We start from the raw sequence: 20,378 nt of genomic DNA, 5'->3' as shown, positions 1-20,378 counted from the left end.
ATGGCTTTATCTGTCGCACTAGTTATCTTACTTGGATTATTCTTGCTAAATGTTCCAATTGCCTTCGCTTTAATCATAAGTTCAGTTGTTTACGTTTTATTTAATGATGGCTATTCATCTGAAATTTTGGTCCAACGAATGATTGGTGGCCTGGAGTCAGTTCCTCTTCTTGCGATAATCTTCTTTATTACAGCGGGTATTTTAATGAACTATACAGGAATAACTAGCAGAATGCTTCGATTTGCACAGATGATTACAAAACGTCTTCCAGGATCACTAGCCCAAGTTAACGTAGTTCTTAGTACACTGATGGGTGGACTTTCTGGTTCAAACATTGCAGATGCAGCGATGCAATCTAAAATTTTAGTTCCCGAAATGGAAAAAAGAGGTTATAGTCGTGCCTTTTCAACGGCCTTAACAGCTGGAACATCTTTAATTACACCAATTATACCACCAGGAATTGCGTTAATTTTATATGGGTTTATCGGAAATGTATCAATTGGAAGTATGTTCTTAGCGGGAATTGTTCCAGGGGCCATACTTTGTATAAGCTTTATGGTTTACGTTCATTTTTATGCGAAGAAACATAATATAGAAACGGAAAAACAAGAGAAAACAACACTGAAAGATTTTCTTTTAACTTCAAAAGATGCATTTCTAGCGTTATTATTGCCGATTATAATTATTGGAGGTATTCGCTTTGGGATTTTTAGTGCAACTGAAGCTGGTGTTATCGCGGTTTTTTATGCGTTGTTTTTAGGCTTAATTGTCTATCGGGAAATGAAATTATCACAGCTCATTAGTGCTCTTATTGAGACGGTGCATACCGCTGCTTCGATATTAGTCATTATTGCAGCAGGAACAGCCTTTGCTTGGGTATTGACGTTGGAACAGGTACCGCAGAGAATGACTATGCTTATGACAGAATATGTGTCTTCACCAATGACGTTTTTTCTTGTCGTTCTCGTTTTCCTACTGATTATTGGGATGTTTATTGAGGGAAATGTAACCATTATTATATTAACCCCTTTATTTATGCCAATGCTCCTTCAGTATGGAATAGATCCAGTGCATTTCGGGATTTTCTTTATTGTTTGTATAAGTATTGGTACATTAACGCCTCCACTTGGGACGGTTATGTATACAACATGCTCTATAACCAATACAAAAGTTGAGAAATTTGTAGTTGCTAGTCTACCATTTCTAATTTTGCTAGTTGTTGTTGCATTGTTGATAGCATTTATACCGAGCTTATCAATGTGGATGCCTAACACTTTTTAATAAAGGAGATAACGAATGAGATTAAAAGATAAAGTTATAATTATTACTGGTGCAGGATCTGGAATTGGAAAAGAAACAGCCATATTATTCGCAAAAGAAGGAGCCACTATTGTTGTCAATGATTTAAATGAAGAGTCTGGTCAACAAACAATAGACGAGATTCACTCCAACAATGGTAAAGCACTTTTTATCCAGGGTAATGTTACGAAAACGAAAGATGTTCAGTACTTAGTTGACGAAGTTATTAAAAAGTTTGGAAGAATTGATGTTCTTTTCAATAACGCTGGAATTAGTGGAGTTGGTCAGCTTCACGAAATAGAACCGGAGACATGGGAACAAGTATTTAAAGTAAATGTATATGGGGTATTCCTCGTTTCAAAATACGTGATCCCCCATATGATGGAACGACGATCGGGAGCAATTATTAATATGTCTTCTTGTATAGCTGAAATAGGATTAGCTAATCGTGCTTCATATGCAGCAACAAAAGGTGCAGTTTTGTCATTAACAAAATCTATGCAAGTTGATTATGCTAAATATAATTTACGCATAAATGCTTTAATGCCAGGTACGATTTACACTCCCTTCGTGGAAAATTATATATCAAAATCCCCGGACCCCGAAAAAACGATATCCACTATTAAAAAACGTCAGTTAGGCGAGGAACTTGGGAAACCAATCGACGTGGCTTATGCAGCGTTATATTTGGCGTCAGATGAATCAAAGTTCATGATGGGGGCACATATATATATTGATGGGGGTGTAGTAAATGGAAAATAAGGTGTTGATAAATATGTGACTTAAGATTCATAATGTATCGTATTTTGGTAGATATTTAATAGAAAATTTGGATGGTAGGTTATTAGATTCAACTTTTGAAAAACAAAACTAGGAGGAATATTAAATGACCACAACTGATGTGAAACTAAAAACATACTTAAACTATATTAACGGAGAATGGGTTGCTTCTGAAACTAGAAAAACGGGTACAAGTAATAATCCAGCAAATAAAGATGAAATTGTAGGGTTCTATCAACTTTCATCAAGCAACGACTTTCATCAAGCCGCAACTTCGGCGCGTGCTGCTCAAAAAGAATGGCAAAAACTTTCGGGAAATGTGAGAGGAGACTATTTACTTAAGGCTGCCTCTATACTAGAGGAACGGATTGATGAAGTAGCTACTATAATGACGAAAGAGATGGGAAAGACATTTCCTGAAGCAAAAGGAGAAACCGCAAGAGGTGTGGCTATTTTAAGGTACTATGCTGGTGAAGGAATGAGATCCAATGGTGACGTTATACCTTCTTCCGATTCTGGTGCACTTATGTTTACATCGAGGGTCCCGTTAGGTGTAGTTGGTATAGTTACTCCTTGGAACTTCCCAGTAGCAATTCCACTTTGGAAGATGGCACCTGCTCTTATTTATGGAAATACAGTTGTCATTAAACCTGCAAGTGAAACTGCTATTACGTGTGCGAAAGTGATTGAATGTTTACATGATGCAGGTATTCCATTGGGTGTGGTCAACATGGTTACAGGTAAAGGCTCGGTTATCGGACAAGATATTGTGGAGCATCGGGAAATCGATGGAATTTCCTTTACGGGATCAAATGCAGTTGGAAAACAATTAGCCTACACGGCAGTATCAAGAGGCATTAAGTATCAGCTCGAAATGGGTGGGAAAAACCCAGTAATCGTTGCCAATGATGCTGACCTTGATTTGGCAGTTGATGCGACAATTAGTGGAGGATTGAAATCATCAGGACAAAAATGTACAGCTACTAGTCGCGTGATTGTACAAAACGATGTTTACGACAAGTTTAAAGAGAAGCTATTGAGAAAAGTAGAAGAAATCACAGTTGGAGATGGTCTGGAAGAAGGAACTTGGATGGGTCCATTAGTAAGCGAAGAGCAGTTAAATACGGTTCTTGAATATATTGAAATTGGAAAAGATGAAGGTGCCAAATTATTGGTTGGTGGAAATAAGCCTTTGAACGCTGTAGACGGTCATTATGTAGAACCAACCGTATTTGAAGATGTATCCCCGAATATGCGTATTGCACGAGAGGAAATATTTGGCCCAGTTCTTGCTCTAATGAAGGTGGATACGTTGGAAGAGGCACTTACAATGGCAAATGATTCGGAGTATGGTTTAAGTGCATCCATTTTTACAACCAATATTAGTAATATGCTTTCATTTATGGAAGACATGGATGCGGGAATGGTTCGTGTAAACGCTGAAAGTGCTGGTGTGGAACTACAAGCACCGTTTGGTGGAATGAAACAATCTAGTTCACACTCCAGAGAGCAAGGAAGAGCATCGATGGAATTCTACACAAATGTAAAAACAGTTTTTGTAAAGGGATAAACACGTATCACCTAGCAAATTCGATTAAATAAGTAGGTGATATTAAGAAACGATCTACGAACAGTAATAGCCTTGATTTTATTAAGTTAATTAAAACTGGGGGCGTTTACAAAATGAATTATTCTTTTAAGGGATATAAAAGGGATGATGGAATGGCAGGAACAAGAAACTATGTTGGTATTGTTTCTTCCGTAATATGTTCTAGCGCTGTTGTACGTGAAATTTCCGATAAGGTAAGTGGGACTATTCCAATTGTGCATGCAAATGGTTGTGCCCAACTTGGTGATGATTTTAAATTAACAAGAGATATGCTTATTGGTATGTCTTCCAACCCAAATATTCACTCTGCATTACTTGTTGGATTAGGTTGTGAAACAAATCAAGTAAGTGGATTATTGAAGCGCATCCCTAAAACGAAGCCAATCAAAGGTATTGGTATTCAACAACTTTACGGGGGTACAAATACCATCCAAAAAGGGATTTCGATTGCCGAAACATGGACGAAAGAGGCAACTGAGCAAAAAAGAATACCTCTCCCCCTATCACGGTTAATGGTAGGGATTCTAAACGTTGATGCTGATCAGGATTCATTAATAAAAACTGGTCCTGTAATAGGGGAAGTTGTTGATCGATTAGTTGAAAACGATGCAAAGGTAGTTATGGGTCTTTCAAAAACACTAGAACCCGCTGGACATCTATTGTCGGAACGAATTGTTGATACGACTGAAAGGGAAAAGATAATAAATTCAAGCAAGGGTTTACAACGTTTACGTTGGAAAGATCCAGCTACAGTAGCCAAGGATACTGAATTTACGGAAGAGGAGTTGAAACTAGCGGCACTTGAATCGAAAATGACAGGATCAGTTCCGATAAAAGGTATTCTAGATTATGGTGAGATTCCAAAAGAGATTGGTTTCCATATGATGAACATTTCTAGCAATGTAGTGGAATCGTTATCAAAAATGGCCTCAAGTGGCTGTAATGTTGTGTTGATTGTAAGTAACAGGGGAGTGTTGACAGGATCGATTGCTTTGCCTTGTTTGACGGTTGCTCCTCAACGTGACGAAAACTCATTTGACGAACTTATTGATTATACCATTAAAGGAAGGAATGTAGACGAAGAGAGCGACAGAATGATAGAAGAACTGTTAGAGGTATGTTCAGGAAAACAAACACAGCTTGAGGTGTTGGAGTTAGGCGAGTTTTCTATACCACACTTGGGAACTACCTATTAGGGAGGATACCATGAGTAAAAAAATAAATGCCCTTAAGTTAGATGAAAAGGATAATGTTGTTGTAGCGCTTGAAATGTTAAAAGCTGGAGAACTCGTATCTGTCCGAAATGAGACAAAAAAAATAAACGTGACAAAAACGATACATTATGGACACAAGGTAGCAATTGCTCCAATTCCAATAGGCAAAAAAGTTATCAAGTATGGAGAGTGCATGGGAATCGCGACAAAGGATATAGCAACAGGTGATCATGTTCATGTATCCAATGTTCGCGGATTAACCGAAGAGGATAAAATTTTTCAAAAGGAGGTGATCAACGTTGAAAACATTTGAAGGTTATCGTAGAACAAATGGAACCATTGGAGTTAGAAATCACACGATTGTTATCAATACAGTTGGCGAATTAGCGGGACTAACCAAAAAGTTGGCTAATCTCGTTCCTGGTGTTATTCCAGTCGTTCACCAGGCAGGTCAATCCCAATATTACGAGGATAGTGACCAAACCATTAAAACGTTAGCAGGAACAGCTGGACATCCTAATGTTTGTGCCGCATTATTTTTAGGAATGGGAACAGAAGACCCTGCTGAAGGAATTGTGGAAACGTTAAAAAAGGATGGTCATCATGTCCACTCCATTATTTTTGATAAGGATAAGTCGATCAATGAATGCCTGAAAGAAGGGAAGGCCTGGCTTGAAAATGAACTGGAGAGAAGTAAGCAACAAAAAACAGAGAAAGCTGATGTATCCGAATTAATTATTGGACTCGAGTGTGGTGGTTCAGATGCATGGTCGGGGATAACCGCCAATCCTTCAATTGGGGTCTTTTCGGATTCCATCGTTGCGGACGGAGGAACTAGTATATTAGCCGAGACAACGGAAGCCGTTGGTGCAGAACATATTTTGGCAAATCGTGCAGTTAATCAAGAAGTATGTAACCGATTTTTGGAAATAGTGAAAAGGTATGAACAAAGAGCACGAGCTGTGGGAGAAGATATTAAAGCTGCAAATCCTTCGCCTGGTAACAAAACAGGTGGCTTAACGACACTAGAAGAAAAGTCTCTTGGTTGTATTAAAAAGGGAGGCAATTCGACGTTAATGGAAGTAATTGATTACGCTCATTCGCCAACAGTTAATGGATTTGTATTTATGGATACACCTGGCTATGATGTTGAATCTGTCGTAGGTCTAGTGGCTGGGGGAGCACAAATTGTTTTATTTTCTACTGGCAAAGGTTCTCCAACCGGTTCTCCAATTGCTCCAGTAATTAAAATTGGAACGAATCCTAAATTATATGAAAACATGCCCGAACATATCGATGTAAATGCGGGTAAGATAATTGATCAAAATTATACGATTGAACAAATTGGAGAAGAAATTTATTCGAAAGTTTTAGAAGTAGCTAATGGTGAAATTACGGCTTCCGAAAAATATAATAACCAAGAATTTAGTATCTGGCGGTTAGCGGAAACGCAGTAATTTTGGAATTCAAATGGAATAATAAGGAGGATTTTAATTGCGGATTATTCGTTTCCTAAATAATAATGATAAGCCAACCTTAGGTGTTTTAAATAGCCAACAGCAAGTTTTCCCTTTACCATATTCTGATTTTATGGAGTTAGTAAATGAAGCGGAAAACAAGAAATGTACACCTTTGCAGTTCGTTCAGCTAATAATCGACAAGATTGGAACCAATGAGGTATTTATATATGATCAATTGGAACTATTAACTCCTGTTGCAGCTCCTGAAGTATGGGCCTCAGGAGTAACCTATTATAAAAGTCGCCAAGCAAGAAATTATGAGGCGTCTAATTGGGATGAGGATAGTTCAAAAACATTTTATGACAAAGTTTATGATGCTGAACGTCCTGAACTATTCATGAAGTCAACCGAAGCAAGAACGATTGGACCAAACAAACATTTGAATATTAGAAGTGATTCCGAATGGCAAATTCCAGAACCAGAAGTTGGCGTTGTAATAAATAAAGAAGGTAAGATTTTAGGTTATACGATAGGCAATGATATGAGTTCTAGGGATATTGAAGGGGAGAATCCTTTATATTTGCCTCAAGCAAAGATTTGGAAAAACTCGTGCTCGTTTGGACCGACAATCGTATTGGCTGAATCGTTACCAGATCCTTATAACTTAGAAATTAAATTGTCTATCTATCGTGAAGGAATAAAAGTCGTTGATGAAAGTGCAAATACCAATCAATTGAAACGAAAGTATGAAGAACTTGTTTCCTTCTTAACAAGAGATAACCTCATTCTTGACGGCACGGTTTTATTAACGGGTACACCTATTGTGCCACCTAATGAATTCACACTTCAGGATGGAGATCGTATCGAAATTGAAATTCCTGAAGTCGGCGTGCTAACTAATCCTGTTAAAAAATTAATATCAAAGGAAAGTCATGTAATTAATTAATCATCGCAATATTTAATAGTAGTTTTTTTGGAGGTGAATTATGAAATTAGTTACATTTATGAAAGAAAGTCTTCCATCACTAGGTGTAAAAGTTGAAGAAGGAATAATAGATATTGCATCAGCATTATCTAGTCAACCTATGCAACACGTGCCTACAGAAGTAATGGATGTAATTTATGGGGGAGAAGAAACACTATCTGTTTTAACCGATTTTATTAGTACACTTGATATTAGTTCTGATTCTCCTTATATGCTAAATGAAAAAGATTTGGATTGGGGCCCTTGTGTCACAAATCCAAGTAAAATAATTTGTATCGGCTTAAATTACCGAAGGCATGCTGATGAAACGAATGCACCTTATCCTGAATCGCCAATTTTATTTAACAAATTCAATAATACATTGACAGGCAATTTATGCGATATTGCAGTTCCTAGAGAAACAAATCAGCTAGACTATGAAGTGGAATTAGGAATTGTTATTGGAAAGTCTGCAAAGTATATTTCAAAAGAAAGCGCTTTGGATCATGTTTTTGGATATTATACTGCAAACGATCTATCAGCGAGGGATTTGCAATTTAAAACAAATCAGTGGTTACTAGGTAAGACGTGTGATGGCTTTAGTCCCCTAGGCCCATACCTGGTATCAGCGGATGAGGTAGGTAATCCAAATAACTTATCATTAAAGACAATAGTTAATGGAGAAGTACGCCAGGATTCAAATACGTCAGATATGATATTCTATTGTGACGAAATTATTAGTTATATCTCACAATATATGACGCTTAGTCCAGGGGATGTGATCTTAACTGGTACACCAGAAGGAGTTGTTCTTGGGTTGCCAGAGGAAGAACGAGTATATTTGCAACCGGGTGATGAGGTTACCGTCGAGATTGAGAAGTTGGGTAAATTAACAAATGCATTTGTAGCAGAATGAATATAGTAAATAAGCGAAAGCAAGTAATGATATTACTTGCTTTCGCTTTCATTATAAAAAATATCCAAATATGGGGTTGTTACGAATGACGGAAAAATTACTATACTTAAATATAGAAACGTCTAAGCAGTTAGATCAGGCGAATGGTTTAAATGATTATCCAGAAAAAGTAATTCAAATTGGTGATGGGAATTTTATTCGTGGTTTTATAGACTGGATGATCTTTGAGATGAATCAAAAGAGTAACTTTGGCGGGAAGATTGCTTCCATTCAATCAACTCCAAGAGGAAAAAATGTTCCAAAGCTTAATCGTCAAGATAAACTTTTTACTTTAATCTTACGTGGTATAGAAAATGGGAAGACAGTTAACAGAAAACATATTATCGATTCGATCAATAAAACAATTAATCCTTATACTAATTGGGAAGATGTGTTGAAAATAGTAGAACAACTGGAAATTGAATTTCTTTTTTCAAATACTACGGAAGCTGGTATTCGCTATGAAAAAGAAGACTACTCGGAAGACGTATCGCCATTATCCTTTCCTGGAAAAGTCGTTGCGCTTCTCTACCATCGATATGTTCATTTTAATGGAGATAAAGATAAAGGATTGATTATTATTCCATGTGAACTTATTGAAAACAATGGAGAAGAACTAAAAAGGATTTGCTTGAAAATTATTGAAGATTGGGAGCTATCTAATTCCTTCATACATTGGATTGAAGAAGCATGTGTTTTCTGTAATACACTAGTTGACCGGATTGTACCTGGTTATCCGAAAGAGGAAGACCAGCAGTTGTTTAATTTGCTTGGTTATTACGATGAGTTGCTAACAGTTGCGGAGCCTTATCATTTATTCGTTATTGAAGGACCATCATCTATTGAAACAAAACTTCCTTTTAAGCAAGCAGGATTGAACGTCTATTTTGATAAAATTTCCTCCTATAGGGAATTGAAAATAAAGTTTCTTAATGGTCCTCACACAATGTTAGCAACGATTGGGTTATTAATTGGAATTAAAACTGTTCGGGAGGGGATGGAAGATTACTTACTTATATCATTTATTAATAAAACGTTAATGGAAGAAATTATGACAACGCTACCTTATAGTGAAAAAGAAAAAGCAAGAGCCTACATTAAACAAACATTCGATCGATTTGCTAATCCTTTTCTAAATCATAGATTGATTAATATAAGTTTAAATAGTTATTCCAAATTTAAAACAAGAGTGTGGCCGAGCATCTATGAATATTGGACCAAATTTGGAGAGAATCCCAAACGATTAACCTTTGCCTTCGCATCCTTACTTTACTTTTATAAAGACGAGCGAAAAAATTATGAGATAAAAGATGATATCCACGTTATTCATAAGTTTCACCAGTTTTATAGTGAATTTGACAATTCAAAAGAAACCCTTGTCGCATTCATTAGGAATTTGATTCATGAAGAGTTCTTGGAGAGGGTTGAAGACTTGGGTAATCTGTATGAAGCTATAGCTGATGACTTTATGCGTATTGACAGAGAGGGAATTAAATCAGCACTTTTAAAGCTAGAAGAGGAAGGTGACCTATGAAATCAATAATTTTACAAGAGCCAGGTGAGATAAGCTTAGCGAATAAACAGGATCCGATTAATCCTGAAAATGACGATGTTTTAATAGCGATAAAAAGAATAGGTATTTGTGGAACGGATATACATGCATTCAAAGGAAATCAACCATTTTTTACTTATCCGCGAATACTGGGTCATGAAATTTCGGGCGTCGTTGAAGTGGTAGGTGAAAGAGTTGGAGATATTACTATCGGTGATACAGTAGCTGTTATACCATACATGCACTGTGGTAATTGTGATGCATGTAGACGTGGTAAAACAAATTGTTGTACCGATATGCAAGTGTTAGGTGTACACAATGACGGTGGTATGGGAGATTATGTAACAATCCCTTCCAGTCATGTGATACCCGTAAATGAATTAACATTAGATGAAGCGGCAATTGTTGAACCACTTAGTATTGGCGCTCACGCTATACGCCGAGCGCAGATTCAAAAAGGTGAGACGGTTTTAGTTATAGGAGCGGGCCCTATCGGATTAGGAGTTGCACGCTTTACAAAGCTACAAGGTGCAAAAACCATCGTCATGGATTTAAATGAAGAACGTTTAAACTTTTGTCAGGAGTGGGCTCAGTGTGACGTTGCAATTAATGGCTCGGATAATGCCTTACAACAATTGTTGGATATTGGTAACGGCTCATTACCATCAGTCGTTTTTGATGCAACGGGTAATAAACATTCGATGGTGGAATCTTTTAATTATGTAGGTCATGGTGGAAAACTCGTTTTTGTAGGCTTGGTAAAAGATCCGATCAGTTTCTCTGACCCTGATTTTCATTCTAAAGAAATGACGCTCATTGGAAGTCGAAACGCAACAAAAGAGGACTTTTATTACGTCATTAATTGCCTGTCAAAAGGAATGATTAAACCATCTTATATTACAAATAAAATTCAGTTTGATGATACTGTTTCATACTTTAAGGAAGGTAACTTTCAAACAAATAAAGCTGTAATCATGCTAGATTAGGTGAAAGGGGGGAGAAATTGTATGTAGTCACCTTTGGAGAATCGGTGGTTTTATTTACACCGGAGTCGGCTGGATGTTGAGCTGTGCGGGCAAGTAAAATTAGACGATCGGCGGTGCGGAACCAAACGTTGTGATTGCCCTTTCCCGACCAGGTGTTACACGGATGGTTTCATTTTTCCAGTTTATATCCGATAACTTCACTTTTATCATGTCACCAGCACGGAAACCATACACCGCAATCAAGACGACAATGGCATAGTTGCGCCTTTTATTCGTACAAACACTGTTCCTTATGTACACCAGTAACTGGAAAATTTCTTCTGGAGTATAAACGGAGGGAATCTCCGTGTGGGATCTTAACTTATTGGATGGGAACAACAGGCTGCAGTCCAAGCCGATGAAGCCCCTCTTGTGACAGAAACAGAGAAAACGTTTCAATACTTTCAACTTGGATCTTACGGTCTTTTTCGAAAGATCGGAAAGCGACTTGAAATAATCCAACAGTTGACTGTCGCAAGTGTCAGCCAGTGGATAAGAAACTAAATAATTATGGATTGTGTTATAACAATATTTCAGTGAGTTTTGGCCGTAACCAAGGTCTTTCACGTAGTTAATGTAACTGTTTAAACACAGGTTGCCGAATTCGGACAATTTTATCCTGATAACTGCGGAAACCATCGATGTCCCTGGAATTGACTGGAAGTTATAGAAATAGACCAAGGATTGAAAAGCATGCCGGATCCGGTATTCCTTTAATGACAGTGCAAATGGCTCTTCAAGTAGTAAGTCTCTGCCGTATCTTCGGATTAGGTAGTCACTGACAACCGGGAAGCCGAATTCGGTATAAGCATCAGTGGATTTGAGCAAACCATTCCAATACCGCTGGTAATTCACGTAGATCGTTGAGTTGGTAAAAAATTGGTCTTACAGACATCGGTATGCGCTGTCTGTAAGTTCTGTGCTGTTCATAAACATCATCCTCCATAATGAATTTCAGTATCAGTACTGATGAATTCATTATAGAGGTAGATATGATTATCCCCAGTTGAGAATTGCAGAAATCTCAAACATTTAGGATTAACTCTAGTTATTTTCAAAGTTTATTACAGGTGACTCGTGATAATCATGAACTGGTGATAATTTTAATATCTACATCTACGATGTAATTAGCAAATCTTTTCTCTATATACACATTTAATCCTAGATTGTTCATAACTTAATAGTTCAACCCTCAGTTCCCTTGTTATACTAGTCTTTTTATGGTTATGGATCATCACCCAAAAAGTTGAAAGAAAAACACATGAAAAAGATCCAACTTTTGATAATATATAGCTAAGGAAAACATACGAGGGGGAGTGATTGGGTGAAAAATACGAATAAGGTGGACAAGTTGTTAGAGATTAATCATTTGCTGACTAAATCGCTCGATATTGAGGTGATATTACAGACGCTAGTGGAGGAAGCGAGGAATTTACTTGAGGTTTCGGATACCGTTATTCTCTATTTGTTCGATCCTGTGGACAAGGTTCTTCGTGTCGCTGAAGGTGTTGGAATTAACAAAGAGATTATGAAACATATCGCCTTTTTACCAGGAGAGTCTCTAACGGGAAAGACTTACAATTCACGAGAATCACAATTATATGCCCAGGAAGATATTCTTAAAGAGAATATGGCGAACATGTCTCGAGACAATTATCACTATTATTTTGAAGGTGTTTTCCAAAGGCATATCAAAAGTGCTTTTGCCGTACCGCTCTTGTATCAGGATGAATGTCTCGGTGTATTAATCGTCGATAATTTTGAAAATGACGGATATTTCACAGATGAAGACATTCGGGTTATCGAGGTTATTGCAGACCAAAGTGCAATCGCGATTGTCCATTCCAATCTATTTCGAGACTTAAAAGAAAGAAATGAACAGCTGCGAAATTCTGTTGATATTCATAAGAAATTTACTAAAGCGATTTTAGAGGGTGGTGGGGTTGATACGATTCTTTCCTTGCTAAGTCGAATACTCAATACATATGCTATTTTTCAGGATGAGGTAGAACAGGAATCGACGAGTGCCTTTCCGATTATTCGCGGCAGGGAAACAATGGGCTACATCAAGTTAGAAAAGAAGATGAGTGACTTATCTCCACTTGAAGTTGTAGCAGTGGAACACGCTGCAACAGCATTAGCGTTAGAACTAGTAAAAATAAATACGATCTATGAAAAGGAGCTCCATTTTCGTGAAGAAGTGTTTCAACAAATGATTGAAGGGATTCCTCGAGGTGACATACGACGAATAGAGCGTTATGTCGGTTGGAGTGTCAAATCTGATTTGGTTTGTATCGTTCTTGAAGGTAAGCAAAAGCAGCTATGGAGTGAAAAATCCCTCCTTGATAAGGAGCGCTTTATTCGTTCATTGGAAGGCATAAGTCAAATTGTTGCTGGTTCAAGTTTCGTGCTGACGAAAATGTTTCAAGCTATTCTGATTATCCCAGTTACAAAAGGTAACATTGTCGAGCTCATGGTAGAGCGGATAAAAAGACAGTGGCGTGACCAAAAAGATATCATTTTTGGTGTTGGCAGAAAAGGTGGGCTAAATCAGTTGGGAAACTCCTATCGAGAAGCGCTTGATGCAGTAAAGTATGGTAAGATAACAGGTGAATCGTTCGTCGACTATTCCAATTTGGGTGTGGAAAGGTTGTTGCAAAAAGTTGATTCAACGACATTAAGTTTTTTTGTTGATGACAAAATTGGTCCACTACTAACCATGGAATCACTTTATCTAGAAACCTTAGGTGCATTCATTCGGTTGAATAAAAATCATAAAGAAACCGCAAGCATGCTCCACATTCATCCCAATACCTTATATCAACGGATTAAAAAGATTGAAAAAGCTCTAGATGCCTCGATCGATATCGAAAGTGACTGGCTGAACATCGTTATTGCTTACAACCTTTATGTATCTGACAACATTTAAATAGTAAATTTAATGTGGCTAGACACCTTTATTCTCTTTTTTCGGAATTTTATAATTATTGATAAGATTAATACGAATCGATTCCTGAAAAGTTGTAGGAATGAAACTGAAATAGGAGTGAATAAAGTGCCATACACAAAGCAAATGATCGATGCAAATCTTGTGACAAGATTGACAAAGATTAGGCAAGAGCTTCACGAGAATCCGGAAGTAAGTTCCAAAGAATTCGATACGACGAAGCTGCTGAAGGAATTGCTTCTAGAAGCGGGCTGTGACATATTACCGCTAAATGTAGCGACAGGTCTTGTCGCGGAAGTGAAGGGGGAAAAACCAGGCCCAACCGTTGCTTATCGAGCGGATATTGATGCGCTTCCGATTCAAGAGGAAACAGGATTAGCATACAAGTCAAAGAACGATGGAGTATCCCATGCTTGTGGGCATGATTTTCATATGACACTCGGGCTAGGTGCAGCTTTTTTGCTAGCAGAACGAAAGATGGAATTAACAGGAAACGTCAGATTTATTTTTCAGCCTGCAGAAGAGACAACCCAAGGCGCAAGACAAATGATTGAAGCGGGTTTATTTGCTGATGACATGATCAAGGCTGTATTTGGTGTCCATAACCAGCCGAATATTCCAGCAGGTAAGGTTGGACTTACTGACGGAAACCTAATGGGTGCAGTTGATACAATAAAAATAAGGATAACTGGTAAAAGTGGACACGGTGCTATTCCCCAACATACCGTTGATGCTGTTGTTGCTGGATCTGCTGTGGTAATGGGGCTCCAGTCAGCAGTTAGTAGGAATATTGATCCGTTTGAACCAGTAGTAATTACGATTGGCTCGTTCCAATCAGGTACGACACATAATGTTATTGCTGGTTCTTGTGAATTAACTGGTACCGTTCGTAGTTTTAATCCGAAAGTTAGGGCGATGTTACCAGAAATGATTGAACGAATTTCCAGAGATATTGCTAAAGGGTATGGTGCACAAGCGAACCTTGATTTTATTCCTCAGGTACCTGCGATTGCTAACGATAAAACGATGACAGAACTAGCTCGTAAGTCCGTTGTCGAGGTGTTTGGAAGAGACGGAGTAGTTGCTCCCGAACCAACGCTTGGTGGGGAAGATTTTTCGCTGTACCAGCAGTATGTTCCTGGTTGTTATTTTTGGATAGGAACAGGTGACGAGGTACAAGGAATAAATAAGGGGTGGCATCATCCAGCTTTTTTAGTCAATGATGATGTCATACCTGATGCTGTTCGATCAATTATTTACGTGTTAGAAAATGCTCTCAATCACTTTTCGGGGGAGGAATAAGCAATGGCTAAAACGTATCAAAATTTTATCGGTGGACAGTGGGTTGATTCGGGTACACGGGAAACATATCCAAGCATTAATCCAGCAAATACAAAAGAAGTATTAGGTTATTTTCAAAGTTCGAGTGTAGATGATGTCAAAACGGCAATTGAAGCTGCTTCCATTGCTTTTCCTTCGTGGGCAAATACATCTGCACCAATTCGTGGAGATGTCCTCTTTCGTCTTATCCAAGCATTAGAAAATGAGCGCAACAACCTCGCAACAATTATTACAAAAGAAGTCGGTAAGTCCCTGCGTGAAGCAAGAGGAGAAGTGGAAAAGACGATTCAAGCAATGAAGCAATTTAGTGGGGAAGCGACACGCCTTACCGGTGAGACGATCCCATCGTATGATGCAGAAATTTTTGGTTACACGGTAAGAGAGCCACTCGGTGTAGTTGGTGTCATTGCACCATACAATTTTCCATTAGGCATCGGGATATGGAAAATCGCTCCAGCAATCGTTGCCGGCAATACGGTTGTCTTTAAACCTGCAAGCAATACCTCGCTCATTAGTATTAAAATTATCGAACTTTTTGAAAAATCAGGAGTACCAAAAGGTGTTATTAATATGGTAACAGGTTCTGGATCTGTAGTGGGGCGCGAGTTTGGTGAAAATCAAGCACTAAAAGCAGTCTCCTTTACTGGTTCTTCCGAAGTTGGAATTGCATTAGGTAAAGCGGTAACCGCCCGTGGAGGCAAAATGCAGGCAGAGATGGGCGGAAAGAATCCGTCAATTATATTAGAAGATGCTGATATCAATCAGGCGGTGGATAGTCTGATTGATAGTAGCTTTTTAGATAACGGCCAGCGTTGTACAGGGACAAGTCGCCTAATTATTCCAAAAACAATTAAGCGAGTGGTCATCGACAAACTGATTGAAAAAACAAAAAAGCTAGTAATCGGTAATGGGTTTGATGAAGGTGTGGATAACGGCCCGGTTATTGACGAATCACAGTTAAACGTCTATCTTCATTACGTGAAAAGTGCACTTGAAGAAGGGGCTACCCTTGAATATGGTGGAAAGCGGTTAACGGAAAACGGGTTGGATAAGGGCTATTTTGTTGCACCAACTATTTTTAGTGGAGTAACAGAAGAGATGACGATAGCAAAAGAAGAAATTTTCGGTCCTGTTGTTGCCGTAATGGAAGTGGATTCATATGAAGAAGCAATGCGAGTAGCAAATAATACAGAGTTTGGCTTGTCATCGACAATTTACACGAAAGATTTAAATAAGGCTTTTCATTTTGTTAGGAATATTCAGTCTGGTGTTACCCATGTCAATATTCCGTCTAATTATTTTGAAAATCAATACCCCTTTGGAGGAAAGAAAACATCGAGTATCGGACCGCGTGAACAAGGAAGCACGGCCCTCGACTTTTGGACAGATTACAAGACAGTCTATGTTAGACCTTAAGTCATCAACAAAAGTTGAAATAGAGGGGGAATACGTGTGAATAAAGAAACAGTTGGTGTAATTGGCTGCGGGGCAATGGGTAAAGGTATTATTAAAAATCTTGTTAAAAACGGATATCATGTCGTTGCTTTTGACGTGAATCAACAAGCATTAGCTGCAGTTGTTCCATTGGGGGCAAAGCCTGTAATAGATAAAGCAGAATTTTTTAAACAAGTAACCTATTGTGTTATATCATTACCTTCACCAAAGCTTGTTAGAGAAGCAATCAATGGTGAAGACGGTGCATTACGTTACATGGCAAGTGGCGGATATATCCTTGATGTAAGTACAACAGATGTAGAGACAACGAGACAGCTGTTTGACCTATCAGCACAAAAAGAAATTGCTTTCTTTGATTGCCCGTTAAGTGGTGGGCCAGATGGGGCTAATAAGGGTGAATTGACCATAGTGGTAGGTGGTGACAAGGAGCGCTTTGATGGGATCGATCCTGTCTTACGGGCTGTTGGGAAAGAAATTGAGTATATTGGTGATTCGGGATCTGGTCAAGTTGTTAAGCTATGTAATAATTTAGTTGTAGCAGGGATCGTCACTTTACTTAGTGAGGCATTACTTACTGGTGTCAAAGCAGGTGTGCCAGCTACACAAATTGTTGAAATGATGCAAAAAGGCTCTGCTCAGACAAAAGTGATGTCAGTATTTGGGCCAAATTTGTTGGATGGGAAGCATGAGAATGTAAAATTCATGTTACAGCACATGTCTAAGGACATTCATCTATATATGAAGCTAGCAAAACAAGAGAAAATCCCAACCTTTTTCAGTGCTATGATTGAACAATTTTTTTCAATTGCCGAAAATAATGGAAAGGGGGAGATGGACACTTCTGCCGTTAGCCAGATTTTGGAGGGGTTAGCAGGTTTTAAGATTATACCAAAATAATGTTGAGGAGGAATACGAATGTCAGAAGAACGTAAAAACCTTTGGAAAGATTGGCGCCTTCATGCGATTGTGCTTGTTATCGTAGTGATTACAGAATTGATTGGTACACACAAGTTTTCATTAGGACCAGGAGTTATCTTATTATTACCGATGCTTTATGCTATTATTATTGGCCTTGCTCTTTATTTCACGCCGATCGTCAAAGAAAAACAATCAAAAAACGCGGAACCACTAATTATTTTAGGGGTAACGATGTTAATTGCCAAAATTGGCGTTATTATTGGACCATCTTTACCACAAATCATTGAAGCGGGTCCAGCCTTGATTTTACAAGAATTCGGTAACCTCGGAACAATCTTCTTAGCTTTGCCAGTAGCTGTATTTTTAGGATTAAAGCGAGAAAGTATTGGGATGACTCACTCTGTTGCCCGTGAGCCTAACGTTGGACTAATCATGGACAAGTTTGGCTTTGATTCCCCTGAAGGCCGCGGTGTTATGTCTATCTATATCTTCGGTACCGTGTTTGGTGCAGTATTTATGGGACTTATTTCTGGGTTCTTAGCTACGTTGACTCCACTACATCCTTTATCCTTTGCGATGGCATCTGGTATTGGAAGTGGAAGTATGATGGCCGCAGCGAGTGGTTCATTAGTAGCGGCTTTCCCAGCGATGGAAACGGACATCCTTGCCTTTGCTGGAGCTAGTAATCTATTATCCCTTTCGACAGGGTTGTATATGAGTATCTTTATAGGTCTTCCTTTAACAGAAAAGCTGTATGAAGTATTGACAAAGAGAAGAGAAAAGAAAGTCGAGTCAAAAAATACAGGGATAGGAGCGTAGGACTATGCTGAAAAACATACAAGAATGGACGTTATTGCTACTCATTTTTGCAGTTGTGTCATTAATTGGGAATTGGGCAGGTTATGATGTTTTACCCGGAGCAGCTATTCCTGGAATGATCGTCCTTGTATTGATTTGTCTTGCTGGGTTAATTATTCAGAAACTAATCCCTGGGAATATCCCGAGTGTTGCGTATGTTGCGATTGTCGGTATTCTCGTTTCCATGCCATGGATGCCAGGTTCAGAGCAAATTGTCGAATGGACAAACAGTGTTAATCTATTAGCTTTAGCCACGCCAATATTGGCCTATGCGGGGATTGCTATTGGAAGATCGTGGACTGATTTCGTGAAATTAGGCTGGAGAAGTATCGTCGTAGCCATGTTAGTCATGATTGGGACATTCCTAGGCTCAGCAATCATCGCAGAAATTATCTTACGAGTGCAAGGGATAATTTAATCTAGAGTTCGGCTTCGGGTGGTGCCTGTCACCACCCGAATTTTATGTGACGGGCAGGCGCACCTAGCGTAAGAACTACGTCGAACTAACTGTTAAGGGATAGGAGTACGTTACCTCGTGTAAACACGGCTCTGTATAAACCCTGGAAGGTAAGTTTTCTTGGAGGTGAAAGTCCTCCCACCAGAGTGCTGATACAACTGGTGAATACTATTCTAGGGCATTATCGTGAGGTAGTGTCTGAAGGAGATGCGGAAAATCGAGAGACCCGTAGTCTATTGCACCTACAAAGTCCGCTACAGATTTTACTAGATTAAAGTGTACTGTCATTCAAATAGTTCAATGCATATTGTGCTAAGCATGATGCACCATAAGGCAAGGCGTCTTCATCTAAGTCAAATTTTGGGTGATGAAGTGGGTAGACAGCATTTTTGTCTTCATTTCTTACACCTAGGCGGAAGAACACCCCAGGGATTTTTTGTATGTAGAAGGAAAAGTCCTCCCCACCCATTGATGGTTTGGCAACGGAATATCCTTCCAGACCAAGTACATCCTCAACTGACTTTTTTAAAGTCGGAATTAAGGAGGCAGTATTGATTAATTGTGGATAGAAATAATGATAATCAAATTGATAGGTTGCTCCAAATCCCTCAGTGATTCCTTTAATGATCTTTTCCATTCGGTCTTTCATTGTTTTACGAATGTCTGGATCTAATGTTCTAACAGTTCCACCAATCTTCACACTAGAAGCGATCGCATTGTTAACCGTGCCACCATGTATTTGTCCAATCGTCAACACAGTAGATGTGATTGGATCAAGTTGTCTACTAACGATTTGCTGTAAGGATGAGATAACTTCCGTTGCAATGGTAATCGAATCAGTAGAAAGGTGTGGGTGTGCCGCATGACCACCTTGTCCTTTAATCTCTAAATCAAAAAAGTCAGCTGCAGCGCAAACTTCCTTTGGAGAGCAGGTTACATGACCTGTTGGTACCATCGGGTTAACGTGTAATCCAGCGATCGCATCGACCTTTGGATTTTCTAAAGCCCCGTTCTCGATCATCTTTTCTGCTCCAAAATAGCCTTCTTCACCTGGCTGGAATATAAATTTCACATTTCCTCTTTTAGGGGGGGTGGCCAATAGTATTTTCACAGCCCCAAGAAGCATCGTTGTATGTCCATCATGCCCACATAAATGGGCTTTCCCTTCTCTTTTAGAAGCGTATTCAACTGTCTTTTCATCCTGAATTGGAAGGGCATCCATGTCCGCTCTAAGTGCAACCGTTGGACCAGGCTCTTCACCTTTTAACAACCCAACTACTCCTGTCTTTGCGATCACTTGAACATCTTCTAAGCCGAGCCCCTTTAGCTGCTCTTGTACAAACTTACTCGTTTCGAACTCTTCTAATCCAATCTCTGGGTGTTGGTGTAATTTTCTACGCCAATTTATGAGTGTATCTTTATCTTTTTCTGCTTGTATACGTAAAGTATTCATTATTCATCCTCCAATTAACTTTTAAATCTATCCCATTTTATACTAAACTATAAGTACTTATCAGTTTTTCACATACTGAGGATGAAGTAAA

Annotated in this window: 18 protein-coding genes; 16 read left to right on the top strand and 2 right to left on the bottom strand. The window is 38.7% G+C overall.

Annotated features, from left to right (window positions below; genetic code table 11):
• The 10 genes from NC797_RS02710 to NC797_RS02665 all read left to right on the top strand — a co-directional run bounded on the left by NC797_RS02710 (nucleotide 1) and on the right by NC797_RS02665 (nucleotide 10,819).
• A complete protein-coding gene (locus NC797_RS02710; protein ID WP_272435111.1) occupies nucleotides 1-1,281 on the top strand; it encodes a TRAP transporter large permease in 1,281 nt (426 codons plus the stop codon).
• A gap of 15 nt (nucleotides 1,282-1,296) precedes the next feature.
• Nucleotides 1,297-2,061 carry an SDR family NAD(P)-dependent oxidoreductase gene (locus tag NC797_RS02705; RefSeq protein ID WP_272435110.1) on the top strand — a complete coding sequence of 255 codons (765 nt, stop codon included), beginning with the start codon at nucleotides 1,297-1,299 and terminating at the stop codon, nucleotides 2,059-2,061.
• Between the two features lie 124 nt (nucleotides 2,062-2,185).
• On the top strand, nucleotides 2,186-3,649 hold the full coding sequence (gene gucD / locus NC797_RS02700; protein ID WP_272435109.1) for an alpha-ketoglutaric semialdehyde dehydrogenase GucD: 1,464 nt from the start codon (nucleotides 2,186-2,188) through the stop codon (nucleotides 3,647-3,649).
• Between the two features lie 113 nt (nucleotides 3,650-3,762).
• Nucleotides 3,763-4,884 (top strand): UxaA family hydrolase, encoded by a 1,122-nt coding sequence (locus NC797_RS02695; RefSeq protein WP_272435107.1) that lies wholly within the window; start codon nucleotides 3,763-3,765, stop codon nucleotides 4,882-4,884.
• A 10-nt stretch (nucleotides 4,885-4,894) separates the two neighbouring features.
• Nucleotides 4,895-5,215, top strand: a complete 321-nt coding sequence (locus NC797_RS02690; protein WP_272435105.1) for a UxaA family hydrolase — start codon at nucleotides 4,895-4,897, stop codon at nucleotides 5,213-5,215.
• Nucleotides 5,202-6,359 (top strand): UxaA family hydrolase, encoded by a 1,158-nt coding sequence (locus tag NC797_RS02685; RefSeq protein WP_272435104.1) that lies wholly within the window; start codon nucleotides 5,202-5,204, stop codon nucleotides 6,357-6,359. Before NC797_RS02690 ends, NC797_RS02685 begins: the two co-directional genes overlap by 14 nt.
• A gap of 37 nt (nucleotides 6,360-6,396) precedes the next feature.
• A complete protein-coding gene (locus NC797_RS02680; protein ID WP_272435103.1) occupies nucleotides 6,397-7,308 on the top strand; it encodes a fumarylacetoacetate hydrolase family protein in 912 nt (303 codons plus the stop codon).
• Nucleotides 7,309-7,348: 40 nt separating this feature from the next.
• Nucleotides 7,349-8,242 (top strand): fumarylacetoacetate hydrolase family protein, encoded by an 894-nt coding sequence (locus NC797_RS02675; RefSeq protein ID WP_272435101.1) that lies wholly within the window; start codon nucleotides 7,349-7,351, stop codon nucleotides 8,240-8,242.
• An 85-nt stretch (nucleotides 8,243-8,327) separates the two neighbouring features.
• Entirely contained in the window at nucleotides 8,328-9,815 is a 1,488-nt protein-coding gene (locus tag NC797_RS02670) for a tagaturonate reductase (protein WP_272435100.1), read from the top strand.
• Complete coding sequence (locus NC797_RS02665; RefSeq protein ID WP_272435099.1) at nucleotides 9,812-10,819, top strand: zinc-binding alcohol dehydrogenase family protein; 1,008 nt, start codon at nucleotides 9,812-9,814, stop codon at nucleotides 10,817-10,819. The genes NC797_RS02670 and NC797_RS02665 overlap by 4 nt, the downstream gene beginning before the upstream one ends.
• Before the next feature lie 99 nt (nucleotides 10,820-10,918).
• Here the strand turns inward: NC797_RS02665 and NC797_RS02660 are convergent, their stop codons facing one another.
• Entirely contained in the window at nucleotides 10,919-11,212 is a 294-nt protein-coding gene (locus NC797_RS02660) for a site-specific integrase (protein WP_272435098.1), read from the bottom strand.
• 970 nt (nucleotides 11,213-12,182) lie between these two features.
• On the opposite strand from NC797_RS02660, the gene NC797_RS02655 reads away from it, so the two are divergent.
• The 6 genes from NC797_RS02655 (at nucleotide 12,183) to NC797_RS02630 (ending at nucleotide 18,795) form a co-directional block, all read left to right on the top strand.
• On the top strand, nucleotides 12,183-13,787 hold the full coding sequence (locus tag NC797_RS02655) for a helix-turn-helix domain-containing protein (protein WP_272435097.1): 1,605 nt from the start codon (nucleotides 12,183-12,185) through the stop codon (nucleotides 13,785-13,787).
• Nucleotides 13,788-13,913: 126 nt separating this feature from the next.
• Nucleotides 13,914-15,107, top strand: a complete 1,194-nt coding sequence (locus tag NC797_RS02650) for a M20 metallopeptidase family protein (protein ID WP_272435096.1) — start codon at nucleotides 13,914-13,916, stop codon at nucleotides 15,105-15,107.
• Nucleotides 15,108-15,110: 3 nt separating this feature from the next.
• Nucleotides 15,111-16,562, top strand: coding sequence for an aldehyde dehydrogenase family protein (locus tag NC797_RS02645; protein ID WP_272435095.1), 1,452 nt, complete (start codon nucleotides 15,111-15,113; stop codon nucleotides 16,560-16,562).
• A gap of 36 nt (nucleotides 16,563-16,598) precedes the next feature.
• The gene (locus NC797_RS02640; RefSeq protein ID WP_272435094.1) at nucleotides 16,599-17,498 is read left to right on the top strand and encodes an NAD(P)-dependent oxidoreductase; all 900 of its coding nucleotides are present in this window, start codon (nucleotides 16,599-16,601) and stop codon (nucleotides 17,496-17,498) included.
• Between the two features lie 18 nt (nucleotides 17,499-17,516).
• Complete coding sequence (locus NC797_RS02635) at nucleotides 17,517-18,338, top strand: DUF3100 domain-containing protein (RefSeq protein ID WP_272435093.1); 822 nt, start codon at nucleotides 17,517-17,519, stop codon at nucleotides 18,336-18,338.
• Between the two features lie 4 nt (nucleotides 18,339-18,342).
• Nucleotides 18,343-18,795 carry a hypothetical protein gene (locus NC797_RS02630; RefSeq protein ID WP_272435092.1) on the top strand — a complete coding sequence of 151 codons (453 nt, stop codon included), beginning with the start codon at nucleotides 18,343-18,345 and terminating at the stop codon, nucleotides 18,793-18,795.
• 310 nt (nucleotides 18,796-19,105) lie between these two features.
• Here the strand turns inward: NC797_RS02630 and NC797_RS02625 are convergent, their stop codons facing one another.
• A complete protein-coding gene (locus tag NC797_RS02625; RefSeq protein WP_272435090.1) occupies nucleotides 19,106-20,287 on the bottom strand; it encodes a M20 metallopeptidase family protein in 1,182 nt (393 codons plus the stop codon).
• Between the last annotated feature and the right edge of the window lie 91 nt (nucleotides 20,288-20,378).

It is taken from the genome of Terrihalobacillus insolitus (assembly GCF_028416575.1).
In the GTDB taxonomy this organism is placed as follows: Bacteria; Bacillota; Bacilli; order Bacillales; family Amphibacillaceae; genus Terrihalobacillus; species Terrihalobacillus insolitus.
The sequence above is the reverse complement of the archived record's forward strand: the minus strand, read 5'-3'. Positions and strand labels throughout refer to the sequence as shown.